An 18,364-nucleotide genomic window follows, 5' to 3' on the forward strand; every position below is an offset into this window, starting at 1 on the left:
AAAATTACAAAAAAAGCGACTAGAAGTTCTTTCTAATCGCTTTATTGTTTCTCTACGCTTTCTTATTACTTATTTAAAGGAGCCGGCTTATTCATGTTCTTGCTCAACTTTGAACTCTCTGTTTGTTTCATGAAATCAATCATGATATTAATACTTTCATCCTCAATAAAATCTAGCGCATCTTCTTTTGGAGCTTTCTCTCCTTTTTTCAAGGCCGGCAAACCTTTCTCGGCTCTAACCTGATTTACCCTAGCTAAAGATTTCGCTTCCAAAGCATCTCGCTCTGCTTTTAATTTAGCTTCATTTAAAGTTACCGAAGTTTCGTTTTCTCTTTTCTTACCTTCAGCAATATCTTCTTTCAGCATTTTATAATCTAATGATTTAGCCATACGCTTTTCATGCAACTTAATCAAGTTAGCTTTAACCGCATTTAAATCATAAACAGTAGTATATGTTGATGGATTAACCATATCAAAAGGCAAAGCAGAAGGCTCTGTATCTTCTCCAATTTTATCTAATGGATAAATAGATGGGAAATTGATATCAGGAATAACACCTTTATGTTGCGTACTGTTACCACTTACACGATAAAATTTAGCCATGGTTAGGTTAATTTGACCCAATTGTGGGATGCCATTTTTATCAACGATAGTTACCGTTGGCGAGTTAACATCTTGCTTTTTAAGCGCCACAGCTTTTTTGTCTGCCTCTTTTTTCTTAAACAACGCCGCCAACTGATTTAGCACGCCAGAGTTCATTAGCGAGTTTAAATCAATAGAAGATTGAACGGTGCCTTTGCCATAAGATTGGGTTCCCATTACCACGCCGCGACCATAATCTTGTATTGCTCCCGCAAAAATCTCTGAAGCCGAAGCACTTAAACGATCAATCATTACGCCTAAAGGACCATCCCAAGTAATGTTGCTATCTTCGTCTTTATAAACCTTTACGCTGTTTTTGTAATCTTTTACCTGTACTACTGGTCCTTTACCAATAAACAATCCCGAAAGCTCAATAGCCTCGTTTAAAGACCCACCGCCATTGGCTCTTAGGTCAACCACAATGGCATCAACCTTATCCATGTTTTTCAAGGTATCTATCAACAAACGAACGTCTCTAGTGGTGCTCTTATAGTTTGGATCTCCAGCGTTTGCTGCTTTAAAATCTGCATAAAAGGCCGGTATTTTAATGATACCAATTTTGTAAAGTTTGCCATCACTTTCAACCGTTTTTACCGTTTTTTTGGCAGATTGATCTGCTAAAATAATTTTCTCTCTAACCAAGGTTATAATTTGAGGTTTTGAAGAAAGTTCTTGCCCAACCGGAATAACTTTTAAACGAACCGTAGTGCCTTTTGGCCCTTTAATTTTAGAAACAGCGTTATCTATTCTCCAACCAATGATATCTTCAAACTCGCCATCGGCACCTTGAGCTACCGCTATAATCTTATCACCAGCGTTTAATTTTTTACTTTTAAAAGCTGGGCCACCCGGCATTACAGACGCAATTTTGGTTACTTCGTTTTCTGATTGTAAAACAGCGCCAATACCTTCTAAAGAACGAGACATTTCTTGGTTAAATGCTTCGGCATTGCGAGGATTAAAATAGTTGGTATGCGGGTCAATAGCTTCTGTAAAAGAATCCATCAAGATTTGAAAAACATCTTGATTGTTGAATTTAGCCGCTTGAGATTTTAAGTTAGCATAGCGTTTAGTCAGTGTTTCTACGTTTTTAGCATCATCAGTACCAGCAATTTTCAAATTTACCAGTTCGTATTTTACACGTTTTTTCCAAATATCATTCAGCTCTGCGGTAGTTTTAATCCAAGGCATTTTCTCCCTATCGTAAACATAGGTATCGTTTTGGCTGAAATCGTATTTGTTTTTAATCTGCGAAACGGAATAATCTACACGTTCGTTATATCTTTTCAAATAAACGTTAAAAATGTAGAATGGGGCACTTAAATCGCCAATTCGCAAATCGTCATCTAAGCTAAACCTGTTGGCTTCAAATTCTTTGATATCACTCTCTAAAAAGTAATACTTAGACGGATCGAGTGCCTTGATATACCTATCAAAAATAATAGAAGAAATAGAGTCGTTGAGCTTTATCTTCTTATAGTTGTAGTTTTCAATTAAGCCCACCACTTCCTTGGCCACCAAACTTTGTTGCTCGTCTGGTTTTATGTTCGAAATACCTTCTACCGGTTTTTGTGCCTTTGGAGAGGCGGTGCAGGCTAAAACTGCAGCGGTAAAGGTAATGGCAAATATTCTTTTCAGCATTTCTTTAACTGTTTTAAAATCCATTCTTATAAAATCATCATCCAATATGATACCAATTTCTTAAATAAACAAAAAAGATACAGTTATACTCTGTATCTTTTTTGTAAAGATTATAAAAAGAACGGACAATCAAGTTGCTAAATTACTTTTAAACAGAAAAACAATTAACAGAACGGAAGATCCGTATTATGGTCACTTAAGTTTGGCACCTATTTTAGCTTTTTTTTATGATAGTGCGTTCGGCAATTAGTGCCCTGTTTTGCTTTATGAGTTGGTTATACTGTACAGTTTTAGCATTTTTAGAAAGCAACTCTATGGTGTTTAAATCTCTAGTTGCTAACTGATAGTCCTTCTTTTTGATTTTAACGGACACAATACCTAAAACAGATTCGATATAGGCATGATTATCTTTAAGTTGCTGCGCTAAAATACCTTGCTGTGTATAAAACCAAAGCGACTGAGGGAGTTTATTGGCAGCAAAATAGATTTTCCCTAATTGTTGGTAGGCCGACATTTGCCCCACTCTACTCCCAATTTTGGAATAGTTTTTTAATACTCTTTTGAGTACAATTTGCTCTGCCTCGCTATAGTTAGAAAGCAACAAATGGATATTGCTTAAACGGATTAAAGTAGTGCCATAACTAGCAAACTTTTTATCTTGCTGATATTCGTTTGCTGCTTTGCTAAGCATCGCTGCAGCATTATCAAAATCTCCATCTTGCTCATAACGTTCTGCTTGATCAATAAATTCATCGGCAGCGCTACGGCTAACGTTGTCTAGTACAGCCAAATTAACAGAAAGCTGTGGATTGTTAGTTACAGATGATCCCGAAACCGTATGTTGAGCCTTTGCAAAAGACACAATGGTAAGGGCAATAACTAATAGATTTATGTTTTTCATTTGGTTCTTTATTTCTTGCGGCATATTGCCAAACACAGCACATTTAAAAATGTATCAGACTTCAAAGATAGGGGTTTTTAAAGCAAAAACCTTAAAATACTGTATTTCTTGCTTTTACCTTTAACCATTAGCTTTTAAAGCAGATAAATTTTGTAACGCACTGTAACATTGGCACGTTATAAAAGTCTGATTAGAAAAACTTAAAAACTATGTTAGTAACCACAACCAATACCGTAGAAGGCAAAAAAATTGTAAAATATATAGGCCTAGTTACAGGCGAAACCATTATAGGCGCCAACATTTTTAAAGATTTATTTGCTGGTTTAAGAGATATTGTAGGCGGCAGGTCTGGATCTTATGAGCAAGTATTACGCGAAGGCAAAAATACTGCAGTTAGCGAAATGCAACAGTATGCCGCAGCTATGGGCGCCAATGCGGTAATTGGCGTAGATTTAGATTACGAAACCGTAGGTAGCGGCGGTAGTATGTTAATGGTAACCGCAAGTGGAACTGCTGTTATATTGGAAGATTAACCTACGCCGACTTGCCGTCATTCCCGCGTAGGCGGGAATCGTAAAGCGAGTAAACTGCTACAAATAGGTTGTTTAACCTTTTATAGCATTAAGATCCCAAAATAAATTTGTGATGACGATGATTCTTATAATAAAAGCCCCAATGTTTATACAACATCGGGGCTTTTAACTTTTTACTTTAAACTTTTAACTTATCTAGCGTTGTGGCATTTTCGGCATGTTGCGCATCATTTTAGCTGCTGCAGCCGGATTAGAGAATTGTTTCATCACTTTTCTCATATCCTCAAATTGTTTTAAAAGCTTAGTTACATCTTCAACCTTGTTGCCAGAACCTTTTGCAATCCTCAATCTACGGCTTTGTTGTATCACATCTGGATTTTCCTTTTCGTAAGGAGTCATCGATTGGATAATTGATTCAACTCCTTTAAAAGCATCATCGTCAATATCCACATTCTTCATCATCTTACCTACACCAGGTATCATACCCATCAAATCTTTCATGTTACCCATTTTCTTGATTTGTTGGATTTGATTATAGAAGTCGTTGAAATCGAACTTATTCTTACGGATTTTCTTTTGTAGCTCGGCAGCTTCTTTTTCGTCAAATTGTTGCTGAGCACGCTCTACCAAAGAAACCACATCACCCATACCCAAAATACGAGAAGCCATCCTGTCTGGATAAAACACATCCAAAGCTTCCATTTTCTCGCCAGTACCAATAAACTTAATTGGTTTATCAACTACCGATTTGATAGAAAGTGCCGCACCACCACGAGTATCGCCGTCTAATTTGGTTAATACCACACCCGTGAAATCAAGGCGATCGTTAAATACTTTTGCTGTATTTACCGCATCCTGACCGGTCATCGAATCTACTACAAATAAAATCTCGTGTGGTTTGGTTTGTGCTTTAACCTCCGAAATCTCGTTCATTAAGGCCTCATCAATAGACAAACGGCCCGCAGTATCTACAATAATTACGTTATTGTTATTCTTTTTACCTTCTGCAATACCTTCTAAGGCAATAGCAACAGGATCTTTAGATTCTTTATTTGCATAAACAGGCACGCCAACTTGCTCGCCTAAAACCTGCAACTGGTCTACCGCCGCCGGACGATAAACGTCGCCAGCTACCATTAAAGGTTTTTTCCCTTTGCTTTTTAAGTGCAATGCTAATTTACCAGTAAAGGTTGTTTTACCCGCACCATTTAAACCAGCAATTAATATGATGGTTGGGTTGCTTTTCAAGTCCAACTCAGTAGCTTCGCCACCCATTAAGGCAGCAAGCTCATCGTTCATGATTTTGGTAAGTAATTGTCCCGGCGAAATGCTGGTCAATACGTTAGAACCTAAAGCCTTTTCCTTAACCTGATCGGTAAAGGTTTTGGCGGTTTTATAATTTACGTCCGCATCAAGTAAAGCCTTTCTGATCTCTTTCATGGTCTCTGCCACGTTGATCTCAGTAATGTTACCCTGTCCTTTTAGAACTTTAAATGCCCTGTCTAACTTATCCTGTAAATTTTCAAACATTGCTTAATGCTTTTATGATTAAATTTGATGAACCCAAAGGTATTAATAATTTACGATTTTGGTTTTACGAATTACGATTGCTCCAAGTGAGTTCAAATAATAAAGACAAAGTTAAATCCGATAATAATTTCGGCAATTATTTCCCCTTTATTTTCCAGCCTATAAAAAAAAGCATGCTTTTACAATGCATTTGATCTAAACACATCGATTTAAACTGCTTTTTCGAGCAATTTACTTATTTAAGAAGTCTATTGTTATCGTCTGGGAAAACCAATATAGGTTGGTATTTCTTCGCCTCTTCGATAGGCAGAGAACCGTAAGATATAATAATAAGGATATCGCCAATTTGTACTCTTCTAGCCGCAGCGCCGTTTAAACAGATTGCCCCCGAGCCTCTTTCTCCCTTAATTACATAAGTTTCAAAACGCTCGCCGTTATTGTTATTTACAATCTGCACCTTTTCGTTAGCGATAATATTCGCTGCATCCATCAAATCCTCATCAATGGTAATGCTCCCTACGTAGTTAAGTTCTGCTTGGGTTACCTTAACGCGGTGTATTTTCGATTTTAGAATCTCGATAATCATACGGCAAAGTTAGGAATAAGTTTTACAGTTTACACGAAACAGTTTTCAGTTTAAAGTCACAAACCAACAGTTAGTTAATCACAACGTTATCAATCAGCCTGGTTTCTCCAACCTTAGCCGCAACTAGCGCAACCGTATTTTTATCCATTTTTGTAGAAATAGGCAAAAGTGTATCGCCATCTACAATGGTTAAATAATCTAATTCTACTCCAGGTACACTATCAATAATTGCCTTGGAGTTAGCTAAAAGCTCTTCGATAGATTGCGTTTTGTAATGGTCTTCAATAAAGAACAAGGCCTTACTTAACACTAAAGAATTTGCTCTATCGCTATCACTTAGGTGGATATTTCTAGAGCTCATTGCCAAACCGTCATCTTCTCTAATGATGGGACAGGTTACAATCTGTACATCAAGACCTAAAACCTCAACCATATTTTTAATCATCAGCACCTGCTGAAAATCCTTTTGGCCAAAAAATGCCTTATCTGGCTTTACTGCATCAAATAATTTAAATACAATTTGAGTTACACCTTGGTAGTGTCCTTTCCTAAATTCGCCTTCTAGCACAAACTCCGCACTGCCTAAATCAATTTTCCAATTTTCGGCTGTTGGATAATTCGGATACATTTCTTTTATCGATGGCATGAAAACGAAATTACAGCCAGCTTCAGTCAGCATTTTAATATCATGCTCCAAAGGTCTTGGATATTTTTCCAGGTCTTTAGGATCGGTAAATTGCGTAGGATTTACAAAAATGCTACAAACCACAATGTCCGCTTGTTTTTGCGCCTCAGCTATTAACGAAAGATGGCCATTATGCAAAGCGCCCATAGTAGGCACCAATGCAATTTTTAATCCTTTTACTTTTAAAGGCTTAAGCGAGCTTTCAAGTTCGGCAATGGTTGCTATAACTTCCAATATCTTGTCTTGTTTTGAGGGTGCTAAATTGTGCATTTCTGCAATATTAACAAAGCCCCAATAGCAAGATATTGATAAATATTAATATTTTCCGTACCTTTGCACCTTGATAATCTTTAAATTAACAGTAATTTAATAATATATGGAGATGGCAAAAACGAAGCTACTGATTATTACCCATGAGATGTCGCCTTTCCTCGAAGTCACTAAAATTTCTGAAATTACCCGCCAATTACCGCAGGCTATGCAAGAAAAAGGATTCGAAATCCGCATCTTGATGCCCAAGTTTGGAAACATTAATGAAAGAAGAAACAGACTACACGAGGTAATCCGATTATCAGGGATGAACATCATTATTGATGACAATGACAACCCTTTAATCATCAAAGTGGCGTCTATACCAGCGGCTCGTATGCAAGTGTATTTCTTGGATAATGAAGATTATTTCCACAGAAAATACGTGTTTAGGGATAAGGAAAACAAGTTTTATGCAGACAACGACGAAAGAACAATCTTTTTCTGCAAAGGCGCTTTAGAAACGGTTAAAAAGTTAGGCTGGTCGCCAGATGTAGTGCATTGCCACGGCTGGATGACTTCTTTAGTACCAGCTTACATCAAAACTACGTATAAAAACGATCCTACTTTTAAAAACTCTAAAGTAGTATATTCTGTTTACGAAAACTGTTTTGGCGAAAAACTAAATGCAGATTTTCATAAAAAAGCAATTATGGCCAACATGACCGCTGATGACACCAAAGCATTTGCTGAGGGCGATTGCAACAGCTTGCATATAGGCGCAATAACTCATTCTGATGCCGTAGTTTTTGCAGATGAGAAGGTTGACGATGCTGTGTTAAAATTTGTTAAAGATTCTAATAAGCCAACTTTAGCGTTTAATTTAACCGAAAATTACGATAACTTCTATTCTTTTTACGAAGAAGTTACTAGTGATGAATTGGTTTCTATAGCATAATAAAAGCTTATTTAATTATAAATATGAGATTTTTAAAATTAGACTTATTAACCTTGTTGATAAGTCTTTTTCTTTCGCTTCATGCGAAAACACATCTACCATTGGTTTAGAAGTTGACCCAAGCAACCAAATTCAAGGAAGCCTGATTGACACGGCAACCATCTATTCTAAAACCGTAAAAGACGATGCCGTTGCAACAAGTGCGTTGTCAAGATATCCTTTTGGTTATATCAACGACCCGCTGTTGGGCACTACAGAAGCTAGCTTAGCCCTATCGGTAAACACCCCAAGCGAAGCTTACGATTTTGGAACCAATGCCGTTTTAGACTCTGCTGTATTGGTTTTAAACTATGGTGGCGATTTTTACGGAGATATGCTGCAACCTATAACATAGATGTACATCAGCTTAATAACAACCTCGCTAAGGAAAGTTCTTATTTAAGCACCAATACCTATGGCTACAATAACACTTTATTGGCCAACTATACAGGCAAAGTATTCCCTACCACTCCTGTTAAAGTAACCGATGTACTTACTGGCGCAAAAGATACGGTAATGACTGTTACGCCTCAAGTTAGGCTTAAGTTAGACAATACTTTTATTACCAACAATATAGTTAGTTTACCTGCAACTTCATTAAAGTATAACTCGTATTTTCAGGCTGCATTTAAAGGCTTACATGTTCAAATTAGGCCAACAAGCTATAGTACAATGGGCAATGGCGGCTTAATGTTCTTCAACCTTTCTAATACAACCGCCACAACTTCTAACTCAGGCTTGGTGTTGTATTACAGAAAACAAAATGCTACCACCACCACTGCAACAGATACGGTTTCGGTAAATTTCCCAATCTCTACCAGCTTTGGCCCGGTAGCGGCAAGTGTAAAAAACACCTATTCTACAGCGGTACAAACGCAACTTGACGATAATACAAAGAAACAATACGAGGTTACTTATTTAAAACCTTTAGGTGGTTTGAGAACCAAGCTAGACTTTCCTTACCTGAAAAAAATGAGAAACGAGGTAGGTAAAATGGTAATTAATAAGGCAGAACTGGTTATTGATTTAAGTAGCGGCACTGATGTAGCTCCATTTAGAGCAGCACCTCGTTTAGCCCTTTATAAATTTGATATTGCTGGCCAGCGTAAAAACTTACCAGACAATGATACTGGCGATGGTGTAACTACCGCTGGAGACCCTCGTGCAGCAATTAATTTTGGCGGAAACTTTGGTGGATTTTTTGACTCGGTAAACAAGAAATATGTGTTTACGGTTACAGCTTACATTCAAGACCTGTTAGATGGTAAAACCGAAAATTATGGTACATTTTTATCTGTAACACCATCTACAGCATTTCAATTTTCTTCGCCTTTTAACGTTGCGTCTCGTGCAGTTATCGGCAGCTTCACGAAGAACCCCGCAGCAGGAGCTAACGTAATGAAACTCAACATTTACTACACTAAAGCAAATTAGTAGATTTTTTTATTCAAAGGTTTGATTTAATCGCCCTAAAGAAATACTTTAGGGCGATTTATATTTTAACCCCCGAATAACATGTGTGGAATTGTAGGCTATATAGGCTTTAGAGAAGCTTGGCCAATTGTTTTAAAAGGTCTAAAAAGACTTGAATACAGAGGATACGACAGCGCCGGAATTGCGCTAATTGACAACGAAAATTTAAACATTTACAAGAAGGCCGGAAAGGTAAAAGAGCTAGAAGATTTTGCCGCCGAAAAAAACCTTGCTGGCACAATTGGCATGGGGCATACCCGCTGGGCAACCCACGGAGCGCCTTCCGATAGAAATTCACACCCTCATACCTCTCAAAACGGAAACTTAAGTATTATCCATAATGGTATTATTGAGAACTACGCAACGCTAAAAGAAGAGCTAATTTCTAGAGGGCATACTTTCAACAGTGATACCGATACGGAAGTCTTAATTCACCTCATCGAAGACATTTACCAAAACAACAAGATAGACCTTACCGAGGCAGTACGTTTAGCACTAAATGAAGTAACCGGAGCCTACGCCATTGTAATTATGGACGAAGAAAATCCAAACCAGCTAATTGCCGCAAGAAAAGGAAGCCCAATGGTAATTGGTGTTGGTCAAGGAGAATACTTTATCGCCTCAGACGCTACCCCGATTATAGAGTATACCAAAAATGTAATTTACCTAAACGATAACGAAATTGCTTTCCTAAAACGTGATGAGCTAGAAGTAAAACGTTTAGATAATGTGATACAAACGCCATACATACAAGAACTAGAACTTAAACTAGAAATGTTAGAGAAAGGTGGTTACGAGCATTTCATGTTAAAAGAAATCTACGAGCAACCTAGATCTATTCGTGATTGTATGAGAGGACGTATATACCCAGAAGAGGGCAAAGTACAACTAGGAGGAATTAAAGAGTTTGCAGACAAGCTAAAAAACATTGACAGGATCATTATTGTAGCTTGTGGTACTTCTTGGCATGCTGGTTTAGTTGGCGAGTATTTGATTGAAGAGTACGCCCGTATTCCGGTGGAAGTAGAATATGCTTCGGAGTTTAGGTACAGAAACCCAATTATTACTGAAAAAGACGTGGTAATTGCTATTTCTCAATCTGGAGAAACGGCAGATACGATGGCTGCCATAGAAATGGCGAAAGAAAAAGGTGCTACTATTTTTGGAATCTGTAACGTAGTGGGCGCATCTATCCCTCGTATTACACATGCAGGCGTTTACACCCACGCAGGGCCAGAAATTGGCGTAGCCTCTACCAAAGCTTTTACGGCACAGGTTACGGTACTTACGTTGATGGCCTTTTATATGGCGCAACAAAAAGGAACCATTACCAATAGCAAGCTAACCGAACTGCTTACAGAGCTAGACTGCATTCCTGATAAAATCCATGCGGCATTACAATCTAATGATATCATCAAAGAAATTTCTGCAAAAATCAAAGATGCAAGCAACTGCTTATTTTTAGGCCGTGGAAGTGGTTTCCCAGTAGCCCTCGAAGGTGCCTTAAAACTAAAAGAGATTTCTTATATACATGCAGAAGGGTACCCGGCAGCAGAAATGAAACACGGCCCCATTGCCTTAATAGATGAAGAAATGCCTGTAGTGTTTATTGCCACCAAAAACTCATCTTACGAAAAGGTAATTAGCAATATACAAGAGGTTAAAGCAAGAAAAGGACAGGTAATTGCCATTGTAACCGAAGGCGATACCGAAGTAAAGAAAATGGCTGATTACTGTATCGAAATTCCAGATGCGAGCGAAGCCTTTTTACCTTTGCTGGCTACCATTCCGCTACAACTACTTTCTTACCACATTGCGGTAATGAGAGGTTGCAATGTAGATCAACCTCGTAACCTAGCCAAATCGGTAACGGTAGAATAAAATAAAAATGGACGTCCAATGCAATTTGGACGTCCATTTTTGTTTTATGTAAATATCTCTAGCTTTTCTTTTTAGCGGCAACCTTATTGGCTTTGTAGCGCATATCGGCAGTGCCATCTTTTTTCTTTGGCCCAGCCGGATTGGCTTTTAATGCCTTATTCTCGCTATAACGCATATCTGGCGTTCCGTCTGCCTTTAACTTAGCTCCAGTAGTTGCAGCCTTTTTCTCTACTTTTTTTACTTCTGTTTTGGTTACTGTAGTTACTTTTTTCGGGGTTTGCTTAACTGTGGTTACGGTTTGTGCAAAGGCTGCACTAATGCCAAACATGGCAACAGCAGCTAGGGTTAATAATTTTTTCATGTAGCTTATATTTTATGTGTTAAGTTAACGAAATAAAAGCGAGGTTGTTATCTGTTCAAAGAAAATTTTATTGGAATATTGTACTTGGTGTTTACCACTTCGCCAAACATTTTGCCTGGCAGCCAACCCTCTGATAATTCCAGTACCCGTATGGCCTCAGTAGCCAGTTCGTTATTAGGTGCTGCTACAATTTCTACATCTTCAATAGTTCCGTTTTTTTTAACAATAAAACTTAGTTTCACTGTTCCTTGTATTTTTTGTTTGGCAGATTGCGTAGGATATTTAATTTCTGAGGCTAAATACTTATAGAACTCTTTCAGTCCACCTTCGTAACTAGCTGGGCCAAATAAATTTTCGTAAGCAGTAACATTACCTTTATTGTCGTAATATTTGCCTTCGGTTTTTTTGCCTGTTTCATCATAAAACTCTTCGCCGGCCAATGTACCATCCTTGTAGTTAAATTTCCAATTTCCTACTTTTTTACCCCCTACATAACTACCTTCTTCTTTGTTCCCGTTCCAGTATGCTACATAATTACCGTGTAGTTTCCCATAATTAAAATTCTCTATCTTTTTTGGGGTTTCGCCATCACTGGTGTAAGTAATCCATTCTCCTTCTTTATGCCCTTTTTCATAGCTGCCTTTTTCTTTTAGCTTGCTTTTTTGGTAGCTGATATAAGCTCCCTTTCTAATGGTAAGCTCCTTGTCTTCAAAACTTATCACTTCTTGTAATATATCTTTTTTGTCGTAAAAAGAAACTTGATAAAATTCGCCAGACTTTTTAATAACTGGCCGCCATTTAGAGCGAACAGGATCTTTGGTGTACATTGGACTATTGTAGATCAACGTAGTGTCTTGTTGGGCGTTAATTTGTGCAAAACCAGTGTTGGCAATGGCTAAAAAAGCTATAAGCGTTAGTTTTTTCATTTTTTGGTTTTATGGACGAAAGATTTTTCGCTCTTACATTAAAGATTTTCTATCGGAGAGAAGATTTTAGCCCGTACATTAATGCGCCTCTAGCCAATTTACACCTTCGCCAATTTCTATCTCAATGGGCACTTCGGTCTTAATGGCAGTCTTCATCCTATGGGTAATAATCTCCTTTACGGTTTCTTTTTCGCTCTTCACTACATCAAACACCAACTCATCATGTACCTGCATGGTCATTTTAGATTGCAGTTTTTGTTCCTTCATATCTTTGTGGATATTGATCATCGCAATCTTGATCATATCTGCTGCCGACCCCTGTATTGGCGCATTAATGGCATTTCGCTCTGCGTAACCTCTAACCGTCATATTTGCAGAGTTAATATCTCTTAAATACCTACGGCGCCCCATAATAGTTTCTACATAACCATTTTCACGGGCAAAGTTCATCGTGTTGCTCATGTAGTTTTTAATGCCCGGGTATTGGGTGAAATATTGCTCGATAATTTCGGCAGCTTCTTTACGTGGAATGTTCAAATTTTGCGATAAACCAAATGCAGATTGGCCGTAGATGATCCCAAAGTTTACCGCCTTGGCGTTTCTACGCTGGTTAGAAGTTACTTCTTCGATACCTATGCCGTAAACTTTTGCCGCCGTAGCCGTGTGGATATCAATGCCGTTTAAGAAGGCATCTAGCATATTTGCTTCTTTACTAATTTCGGCAATAATCCTTAGTTCAATTTGCGAATAATCGGCAGATAACAGGATGTGATTTTCATCTCTGGCAATAAAAGCTTTACGCACCTCTCTACCTCTATCGGTTTTAATAGGGATGTTCTGCAAATTTGGATTGTTAGAGCTCAATCTGCCATTAGCGGCAACAGCCTGATTATAGCTTGTATGCACCCTTCCAGTTCTCGGATTTACCAGCAGCGGCAAGGCATCTACATAAGTAGATTTTAGTTTTTGCATCTGGCGGAAATCTAAAATATCCTGTACAATATCGCTTTTACTGGCCAATGCGGTTAACACATCTTCGCCAGTTTGATACTGACCAGTTTTGGTCTTTTTTGCTTTGGGATCTAGCTTTAAATGATCGAAAAGCACTTCTCCTAACTGCTTTGGCGATGCCAGATTAAACTTCAGCCCTGCTTTTTCGTAAACAGCAAGTTCGGCTTTTGAAATTTCTTCTTGCAATTGTGCAGAGTAAGTAGCCAAAGTTTCAGCATCAATTCTAACCCCTTCTTTTTCCATATCCGCCAGCACATAAATTAACGGATTTTCTATTTCCTTTGCTAGTTTAGACGCATTTCTTTCTGCTAGCATTGGTTCAAAAACGTTGGCCAATTGCAAGGTCACATCAGCATCTTCCGCAGCGTAGTCTACTACTTTTTCTACCGGAATATCTTTCATGTTCAACTGGCCTTTACCTTTGGCGCCAATTAAAGAAGTGATGGAAATTGGTGTGTAGCCTAAGTAATTTTCCGAAAGCACATCCATTCCGTGTCTGGTATCTGGGTCGATCAGGTAATGCGCCAACATGGTATCAAACAATTCGCCTTTTACATCAATGCCGTACCATTTTAACACCAGCATATCGTACTTAATGTTTTGACCAATTTTAACAATGTTCTCGTTTTCAAAAACAGGTCTAAATTCTTCTAAAATGGCTTGGGTTTCTTCTCTGTTTTCGGGTGTTGGAATGTAATATCCTTTACCTGCTTCTACCGAAAAAGAGAGCCCTACTAAATCTACCAAGTTTGCATCTACACCAGTCGTTTCAGTATCGAAAGAAATTCGGCTTTGCTGCAACAATAAAGCAATTAGTTCTTTTCTAGCCTCTTGCGTTTCAACTAAATAATATTCGTGTGGTGTATTATCAATGTTTTTGGCATCTATTGGCGTATCAAAAAGTGAAGGCTGGTTTTCGATTTCCTTCGAGGCCATGGCGTTGCCAAATAAATCTTGCTGCCCATTAGATTTCCCTTCGTTAACACTAAAATTATCGCCAAATACACGTTTGCCAATGGTTCTAAATTCTAATTCGGCAAACAAAGGTTCTAGCAATTCTTTACTGGGTTCTTCCAATAGCAATTGTTGCTCGTTAAACTCGACTGGAACATTTAATATAATTGTTGCCAATTTTTTGGAAATCAAGCCCTGTTCTGCAAAATTTTCTATATTTTCTCTTTGTTTTCCTTTGAGCTCATGGCTGTTGGCAATGATATTTTCCATACTGCCGTATTGCTTAATTAAGGCTTTTGCAGTTTTCTCGCCAATACCAGGTATTCCCGGAATGTTATCTACCGCATCGCCCCATAACCCCAAAACATCAATCACCTGCTTAACATTTTCGATCTCCCACTTGGCCAAAACTTCAGGAACGCCCAAAATTTCCATTTCATTGCCCATACGAGCAGGTTTGTAAATGAAAATATTATCCGAAACCAATTGCGCAAAATCTTTATCTGGTGTCATGCAATACACTTTAAAACCAGCTTTTTCGCCCTCCTTAGCTAGCGTTCCTATAATATCATCCGCTTCGTAGCCATCTTTGGTAATTACCGGGATATTGAAACCTTCTATCAGCCTAAAAATATAGGGAATTGCAGCAGCCAAGTCTTCGGGCATGGCCTCACGATGCGCTTTATAGGCTTCAAACTCGGTGTGTCTTTCTGTTGGCGCTGCTGTATCAAAAACTACAGCAATATGCGTTGGTTTTTCCTTTTTTAACACCTCTAGCAAAGTGTTGGTAAAGCCCATTACCGCCGAAGTATTGACACCCGTAGAGGTAAAACGTGGGTTTTTGCTCAATGCGAAATGCGCTCGGTAAATTAGCGCCATCCCATCTAAAAGGAAAAGTTTTTTGTTGCTCATGATTATAATTTAATGGGGTACGCTAGCCGTCATTTCGACGAAGTATGAGGAGAAATCTCAAGAAAGCACTCTTAACTATGAGATTTCTCACTACGTTCGAAATGACGAAGTGGCTTACAACCTTGGTAAAGGTAACGATAAATTGAAAAAACTAAGGGAAAAGAATTGCCAACGAAAAGACAATGAGATTAAAAAATGCATGAAAAAGTATACTATAAGTTAAGCCATATTTAATTCGCAAATAGCCTAAGCTTAATCCGCCAAAAGTTTGAGAAGCGATGTAAAGTACAAAACTAGGATCAGAAACGGTCAAATCTTTGTAGTTGCTTAAATGAATTAAACCGAATACAATAGCGGTATAATAAAATAAGAATGGGTAGTTTTTCTTCCAGGCCCTAATGCTGTAGAACTTGCCTTTCTTCCTTAAAAAACTGATAGAAATAGCTGCAAAGTACTATTGATATAATTACAATCATAAATTGAATTAATGCTCCAGTGATTTGAGAAGCAATTAATCCGGCGAGAGATAGAAAAGCAAAATAGATTGAGCCATGAAGGCCTCGTAAATGCCATCTAAAAAACACCTCCTCCAAAAGTGGAGCCAAAATACAAGCAAAGGCTAGGGCACCCCAAACACCGTATTCTTTTAAAAGGTTTATACCCTCATGTTCACTAATAAGGTTGAAATGCAATAAAATATAGAACAAGCCCACTAACAGAGCGGTAAAGAGTATGTCGAGTAGAAATAATGCTGCAAAATCTTTAAACAGCAAGCTTTTATCTTTTTGTTTTTCTAGGAGTGATGGCTTTTTAAGGAATTGATAAAAATTATAAAGCGAATTTTTCATAGGTTGAGATGTTAATTAATGTTATACCTATAACAATACTACCTAATTTTCCGTTAATTTGAACATGAAAAGTCTTAAAATCATACTCGCAATTTGTTTATTAACCTTTACAGCAAAAGCCCAAGATGCGGTATTAATTAGCGAAGGGAATTTTGTGCGTGGCGAAATTAAAGGCACTAATTACAGATCTGTTTTTATCCAAATAGAAGAGCAGGGTTTAAAAGAATATAAGGCTAAAGACATCAAATCTTTTCTTTGGAATGGCGATACTTACGAAAGCAAACCTTTTATTGTGGGTAAAAAAGCTGCCGTAAAGTTTTTTAGATTAGTAGAAGGCGGCAAGGTAAACCTATATGCCGTTGGTGGTAGTTCTGGCGTAGAAGAACCTGCGCAACCCCGGGTAAAAGCCCGTCCAACTTTTGGGGTAGGCATGGGCACTGGTGGTGGTATGGGCGGCGGTTTAGGCGGTGGCGTAAGTATTAACCTGGGCGGCGGCCGTGGTGGCGTGGAGAGACCGGCCGGAGCTGCACCGAAAGCTAAAGTTTTTTACTTTATTGAAAAGCCTGGCACTGGTCCAATGCAAGAAATTGCAGCCGATGGTTCTAGAACAGCGGCTACTAAAAACCTGCTATTAGCTAAACTTACGGGCGATGATGGTTTGGCAGAAAGTATTAAAGCAACCGAAAGTTTCGACGAAAAAATGTTGATTGCTTTAGTAAAATCTTATAACGAGGCGGTGAAGTAGGTTACGATTTTCTGAATCTTATCTTTAAATAAAAACAGAAATATGGATACTACATTTCGATTTTCATCTGCGCAAGAGATTACAGAAGAGTTTATAGAAAAATTAAAAAGTTTCTATAGTGGAGTTCCTATTTCTATTACTGTACAAGAAGATTTCCAAATTCCAGAGTGGCAAAAAGAGCAAGTGCTTAAAAGGCAGCAGCATATTAAAAACCATCCGCAATCTTTAGTAGATTTTGATGAAATGATGCACAGTTTGGAGCAGGAATTGGATGATGAGCGCTAAAAAGCAAATTGCTGAAATTGTAAAGAAAGATTTAAAAGAAGTTAATACAAAAGTAAATTTCATTGCTAAAAACCCACTTGTTTATCAAATTCGTTATGCCAATATTAGGGTGGCATTTACCGATAGGTTTCCTTATGGCATTCACTATGAATACAACGAACCAGAAAATGAAATAATCATATTAGCAGTTTTTCATACTTCAATAAATCCCAAAACTTGGGAAGACAGATAATGGTTTGGCAGAAAGTATTAAAGCAACCGAAAGTTTCGACGAAAAAATGTTGATTGCTTTGGTAAAATCTTATAATGAAGCGGGGAAGTAATTTGCCGATTTTCCATTATTGGAAACTTACGAGGTTTTTAAACAACAAAGCCCACCATTTCACCTTTAAACAACAATAAGGCAGAACGAGATTAAACTTCGTAAGTCTGGTTGTATTGCAAATCTTAAAGCTAGTTCTCCAAATGCTTTTTAACGCCCGCCAATTTCTGAATGCCATTAAAGGTAAAGGTTTTGCCAACAGCCATTTCTTTTTTCATGTCTTTATCCCAAACATGAATAACGGTGTCTCCAATAAACACCCAAGTTAATTTTTGATCTCCCATATAAGTGCTCTTCACTTCTGTTATTACGCCAGAAATCGCTTTCTTATTTCTGCCCGGACTGTACTGAAAAGTTTGCTTTTGCTTCTTTTGTGCGTAAACCGAACTTAAAACCAATAAGGTTAACACGCCTGTAAATAGATATTTTTTCATAGCATAGGTATAAGATGTATTCTAAGTATGAAAATAATATGCCAAAATTTTTCCTCGACCAGAAGGCTATATAACGGTTTACAAATCTTCTTACCCATTTTACTTGGGAAATTTTTGGCATAAAATTCCACAAATAACCATGGCGCTATAGCTAAAAGTTTTATGATTGTTTGCCATTCGATTTCTTTTTAGTTGGTGTTACACTCATCATATCAATCTTTACTGAACTCAGGTTGCTGGTTTCTGACACTCGAGATCTAAAAAAGAAGGTCCAAGAAACGCTACCTTAACCTGAAAACACCAGGCTGCGTTGCAACATTCAAATACAACCGTATAAAGAACTGATTTTCAATTTTTTTAAATAAAAATAAAAATATAGGGTAACAATTTTCATGACAAGGTGATATACCAATGAAACAATCAATTTTTAACCTTTAAAAAATACGATC

17 protein-coding genes and 1 pseudogene are annotated in these 18,364 nt (G+C 37.8%); 7 read left to right on the top strand and 11 right to left on the bottom strand.

Features of this window, described 5'->3' with window-relative positions:
• Positions 1-65: 65 nt before the first annotated feature.
• Both OVA16_RS04930 and OVA16_RS04935 read right to left on the bottom strand, forming a co-directional pair.
• Positions 66-2,306 carry a carboxy terminal-processing peptidase gene (locus OVA16_RS04930; RefSeq protein WP_267763903.1) on the bottom strand — a complete coding sequence of 747 codons (2,241 nt, stop codon included), beginning with the start codon at positions 2,304-2,306 and terminating at the stop codon, positions 66-68.
• Positions 2,307-2,496: 190 nt separating this feature from the next.
• The gene (locus OVA16_RS04935; protein ID WP_267763905.1) at positions 2,497-3,183 is read right to left on the bottom strand and encodes a tetratricopeptide repeat protein; all 687 of its coding nucleotides are present in this window, start codon (positions 3,181-3,183) and stop codon (positions 2,497-2,499) included.
• A 209-nt stretch (positions 3,184-3,392) separates the two neighbouring features.
• On the opposite strand from OVA16_RS04935, the gene OVA16_RS04940 reads away from it, so the two are divergent.
• The gene (locus tag OVA16_RS04940) at positions 3,393-3,716 is read left to right on the top strand and encodes a heavy metal-binding domain-containing protein (protein WP_267763906.1); all 324 of its coding nucleotides are present in this window, start codon (positions 3,393-3,395) and stop codon (positions 3,714-3,716) included.
• 195 nt (positions 3,717-3,911) lie between these two features.
• On the opposite strand, the gene ffh is transcribed toward OVA16_RS04940, so the two are convergent.
• From ffh to panC, 3 genes are all read right to left on the bottom strand, one after another.
• Complete coding sequence (gene ffh, locus OVA16_RS04945; protein ID WP_267763907.1) at positions 3,912-5,246, bottom strand: signal recognition particle protein; 1,335 nt, start codon at positions 5,244-5,246, stop codon at positions 3,912-3,914.
• 235 nt (positions 5,247-5,481) lie between these two features.
• Positions 5,482-5,832: an aspartate 1-decarboxylase gene (gene panD, locus OVA16_RS04950; protein ID WP_138723190.1), complete on the bottom strand. Its 351-nt coding sequence runs from the start codon at positions 5,830-5,832 to the stop codon at positions 5,482-5,484.
• A 70-nt stretch (positions 5,833-5,902) separates the two neighbouring features.
• Positions 5,903-6,751 (bottom strand): pantoate--beta-alanine ligase, encoded by an 849-nt coding sequence (gene panC / locus OVA16_RS04955; RefSeq protein ID WP_267763908.1) that lies wholly within the window; start codon positions 6,749-6,751, stop codon positions 5,903-5,905.
• Positions 6,752-6,899: 148 nt separating this feature from the next.
• On the opposite strand from panC, the gene OVA16_RS04960 reads away from it, so the two are divergent.
• From OVA16_RS04960 to glmS, 3 genes and pseudogenes are all read left to right on the top strand, one after another.
• Positions 6,900-7,724 carry a glycogen/starch synthase gene (locus OVA16_RS04960; protein WP_138723191.1) on the top strand — a complete coding sequence of 275 codons (825 nt, stop codon included), beginning with the start codon at positions 6,900-6,902 and terminating at the stop codon, positions 7,722-7,724.
• 160 nt (positions 7,725-7,884) lie between these two features.
• Positions 7,885-9,197: pseudogene (locus tag OVA16_RS04965) on the top strand (DUF4270 family protein).
• An 81-nt stretch (positions 9,198-9,278) separates the two neighbouring features.
• A complete protein-coding gene (gene glmS, locus OVA16_RS04970) occupies positions 9,279-11,117 on the top strand; it encodes a glutamine--fructose-6-phosphate transaminase (isomerizing) (protein ID WP_267763909.1) in 1,839 nt (612 codons plus the stop codon).
• 58 nt (positions 11,118-11,175) lie between these two features.
• Here glmS and OVA16_RS04975 read toward each other — a convergent pair whose 3' ends face one another.
• The 5 genes from OVA16_RS04975 to OVA16_RS04990 form a co-directional block, all read right to left on the bottom strand.
• Positions 11,176-11,478, bottom strand: a complete 303-nt coding sequence (locus OVA16_RS04975) for a hypothetical protein (RefSeq protein ID WP_138728028.1) — start codon at positions 11,476-11,478, stop codon at positions 11,176-11,178.
• A gap of 47 nt (positions 11,479-11,525) precedes the next feature.
• Entirely contained in the window at positions 11,526-12,404 is an 879-nt protein-coding gene (locus tag OVA16_RS04980; RefSeq protein WP_267763911.1) for an energy transducer TonB, read from the bottom strand.
• Positions 12,405-12,482: 78 nt separating this feature from the next.
• The gene (gene polA, locus OVA16_RS04985; RefSeq protein WP_267763913.1) at positions 12,483-15,281 is read right to left on the bottom strand and encodes a DNA polymerase I; all 2,799 of its coding nucleotides are present in this window, start codon (positions 15,279-15,281) and stop codon (positions 12,483-12,485) included.
• Positions 15,282-15,432: 151 nt separating this feature from the next.
• Positions 15,433-15,723, bottom strand: coding sequence for a type II CAAX prenyl endopeptidase Rce1 family protein (locus tag OVA16_RS20220; RefSeq protein WP_420712341.1), 291 nt, complete (start codon positions 15,721-15,723; stop codon positions 15,433-15,435).
• Positions 15,677-16,129, bottom strand: coding sequence for a hypothetical protein (locus tag OVA16_RS04990; protein ID WP_267763914.1), 453 nt, complete (start codon positions 16,127-16,129; stop codon positions 15,677-15,679). The genes OVA16_RS20220 and OVA16_RS04990 overlap by 47 nt, the downstream gene beginning before the upstream one ends.
• A gap of 64 nt (positions 16,130-16,193) precedes the next feature.
• Here OVA16_RS04990 and OVA16_RS04995 point away from each other — a divergent pair, with 64 nt between their 5' ends.
• The 3 genes from OVA16_RS04995 to OVA16_RS05005 are packed head-to-tail and all read left to right on the top strand — an operon-like array spanning position 16,194 to position 17,391.
• On the top strand, positions 16,194-16,874 hold the full coding sequence (locus OVA16_RS04995; protein ID WP_267763915.1) for a hypothetical protein: 681 nt from the start codon (positions 16,194-16,196) through the stop codon (positions 16,872-16,874).
• A 42-nt stretch (positions 16,875-16,916) separates the two neighbouring features.
• Positions 16,917-17,159 (top strand): hypothetical protein, encoded by a 243-nt coding sequence (locus OVA16_RS05000; RefSeq protein ID WP_267763916.1) that lies wholly within the window; start codon positions 16,917-16,919, stop codon positions 17,157-17,159.
• Positions 17,149-17,391, top strand: a complete 243-nt coding sequence (locus tag OVA16_RS05005) for a type II toxin-antitoxin system RelE/ParE family toxin (protein ID WP_267763917.1) — start codon at positions 17,149-17,151, stop codon at positions 17,389-17,391. Before OVA16_RS05000 ends, OVA16_RS05005 begins: the two co-directional genes overlap by 11 nt.
• 221 nt (positions 17,392-17,612) lie before the next feature.
• Here the strand turns inward: OVA16_RS05005 and OVA16_RS05010 are convergent, their stop codons facing one another.
• The gene (locus tag OVA16_RS05010; protein WP_267763918.1) at positions 17,613-17,915 is read right to left on the bottom strand and encodes a hypothetical protein; all 303 of its coding nucleotides are present in this window, start codon (positions 17,913-17,915) and stop codon (positions 17,613-17,615) included.
• Positions 17,916-18,364 lie beyond the last annotated feature (449 nt).

Origin of the sequence: Pedobacter sp. SL55 (assembly GCF_026625705.1) — a bacterium.
Taxonomy (GTDB): domain Bacteria; phylum Bacteroidota; class Bacteroidia; order Sphingobacteriales; family Sphingobacteriaceae; genus Pedobacter.

Coding starts and splice junctions, on each gene's coding strand:
- OVA16_RS04930 (WP_267763903.1), bottom strand. CDS start 2,306: ATGGATTTTAAAACAGTTAAAGAAATGCTGAAAAGAATATTTGCCATT.
- OVA16_RS04935 (WP_267763905.1), bottom strand. CDS start 3,183: ATGAAAAACATAAATCTATTAGTTATTGCCCTTACCATTGTGTCTTTT.
- OVA16_RS04940 (WP_267763906.1), top strand. CDS start 3,393: ATGTTAGTAACCACAACCAATACCGTAGAAGGCAAAAAAATTGTAAAA.
- ffh (WP_267763907.1), bottom strand. CDS start 5,246: ATGTTTGAAAATTTACAGGATAAGTTAGACAGGGCATTTAAAGTTCTA.
- panD (WP_138723190.1), bottom strand. CDS start 5,832: ATGATTATCGAGATTCTAAAATCGAAAATACACCGCGTTAAGGTAACC.
- OVA16_RS04960 (WP_138723191.1), top strand. CDS start 6,900: ATGGCAAAAACGAAGCTACTGATTATTACCCATGAGATGTCGCCTTTC.
- glmS (WP_267763909.1), top strand. CDS start 9,279: ATGTGTGGAATTGTAGGCTATATAGGCTTTAGAGAAGCTTGGCCAATT.
- OVA16_RS04975 (WP_138728028.1), bottom strand. CDS start 11,478: ATGAAAAAATTATTAACCCTAGCTGCTGTTGCCATGTTTGGCATTAGT.
- OVA16_RS04980 (WP_267763911.1), bottom strand. CDS start 12,404: ATGAAAAAACTAACGCTTATAGCTTTTTTAGCCATTGCCAACACTGGT.
- polA (WP_267763913.1), bottom strand. CDS start 15,281: ATGAGCAACAAAAAACTTTTCCTTTTAGATGGGATGGCGCTAATTTAC.
- OVA16_RS04990 (WP_267763914.1), bottom strand. CDS start 16,129: ATGAAAAATTCGCTTTATAATTTTTATCAATTCCTTAAAAAGCCATCA.
- OVA16_RS04995 (WP_267763915.1), top strand. CDS start 16,194: ATGAAAAGTCTTAAAATCATACTCGCAATTTGTTTATTAACCTTTACA.
- OVA16_RS05000 (WP_267763916.1), top strand. CDS start 16,917: ATGGATACTACATTTCGATTTTCATCTGCGCAAGAGATTACAGAAGAG.
- OVA16_RS05005 (WP_267763917.1), top strand. CDS start 17,149: ATGAGCGCTAAAAAGCAAATTGCTGAAATTGTAAAGAAAGATTTAAAA.
- OVA16_RS05010 (WP_267763918.1), bottom strand. CDS start 17,915: ATGAAAAAATATCTATTTACAGGCGTGTTAACCTTATTGGTTTTAAGT.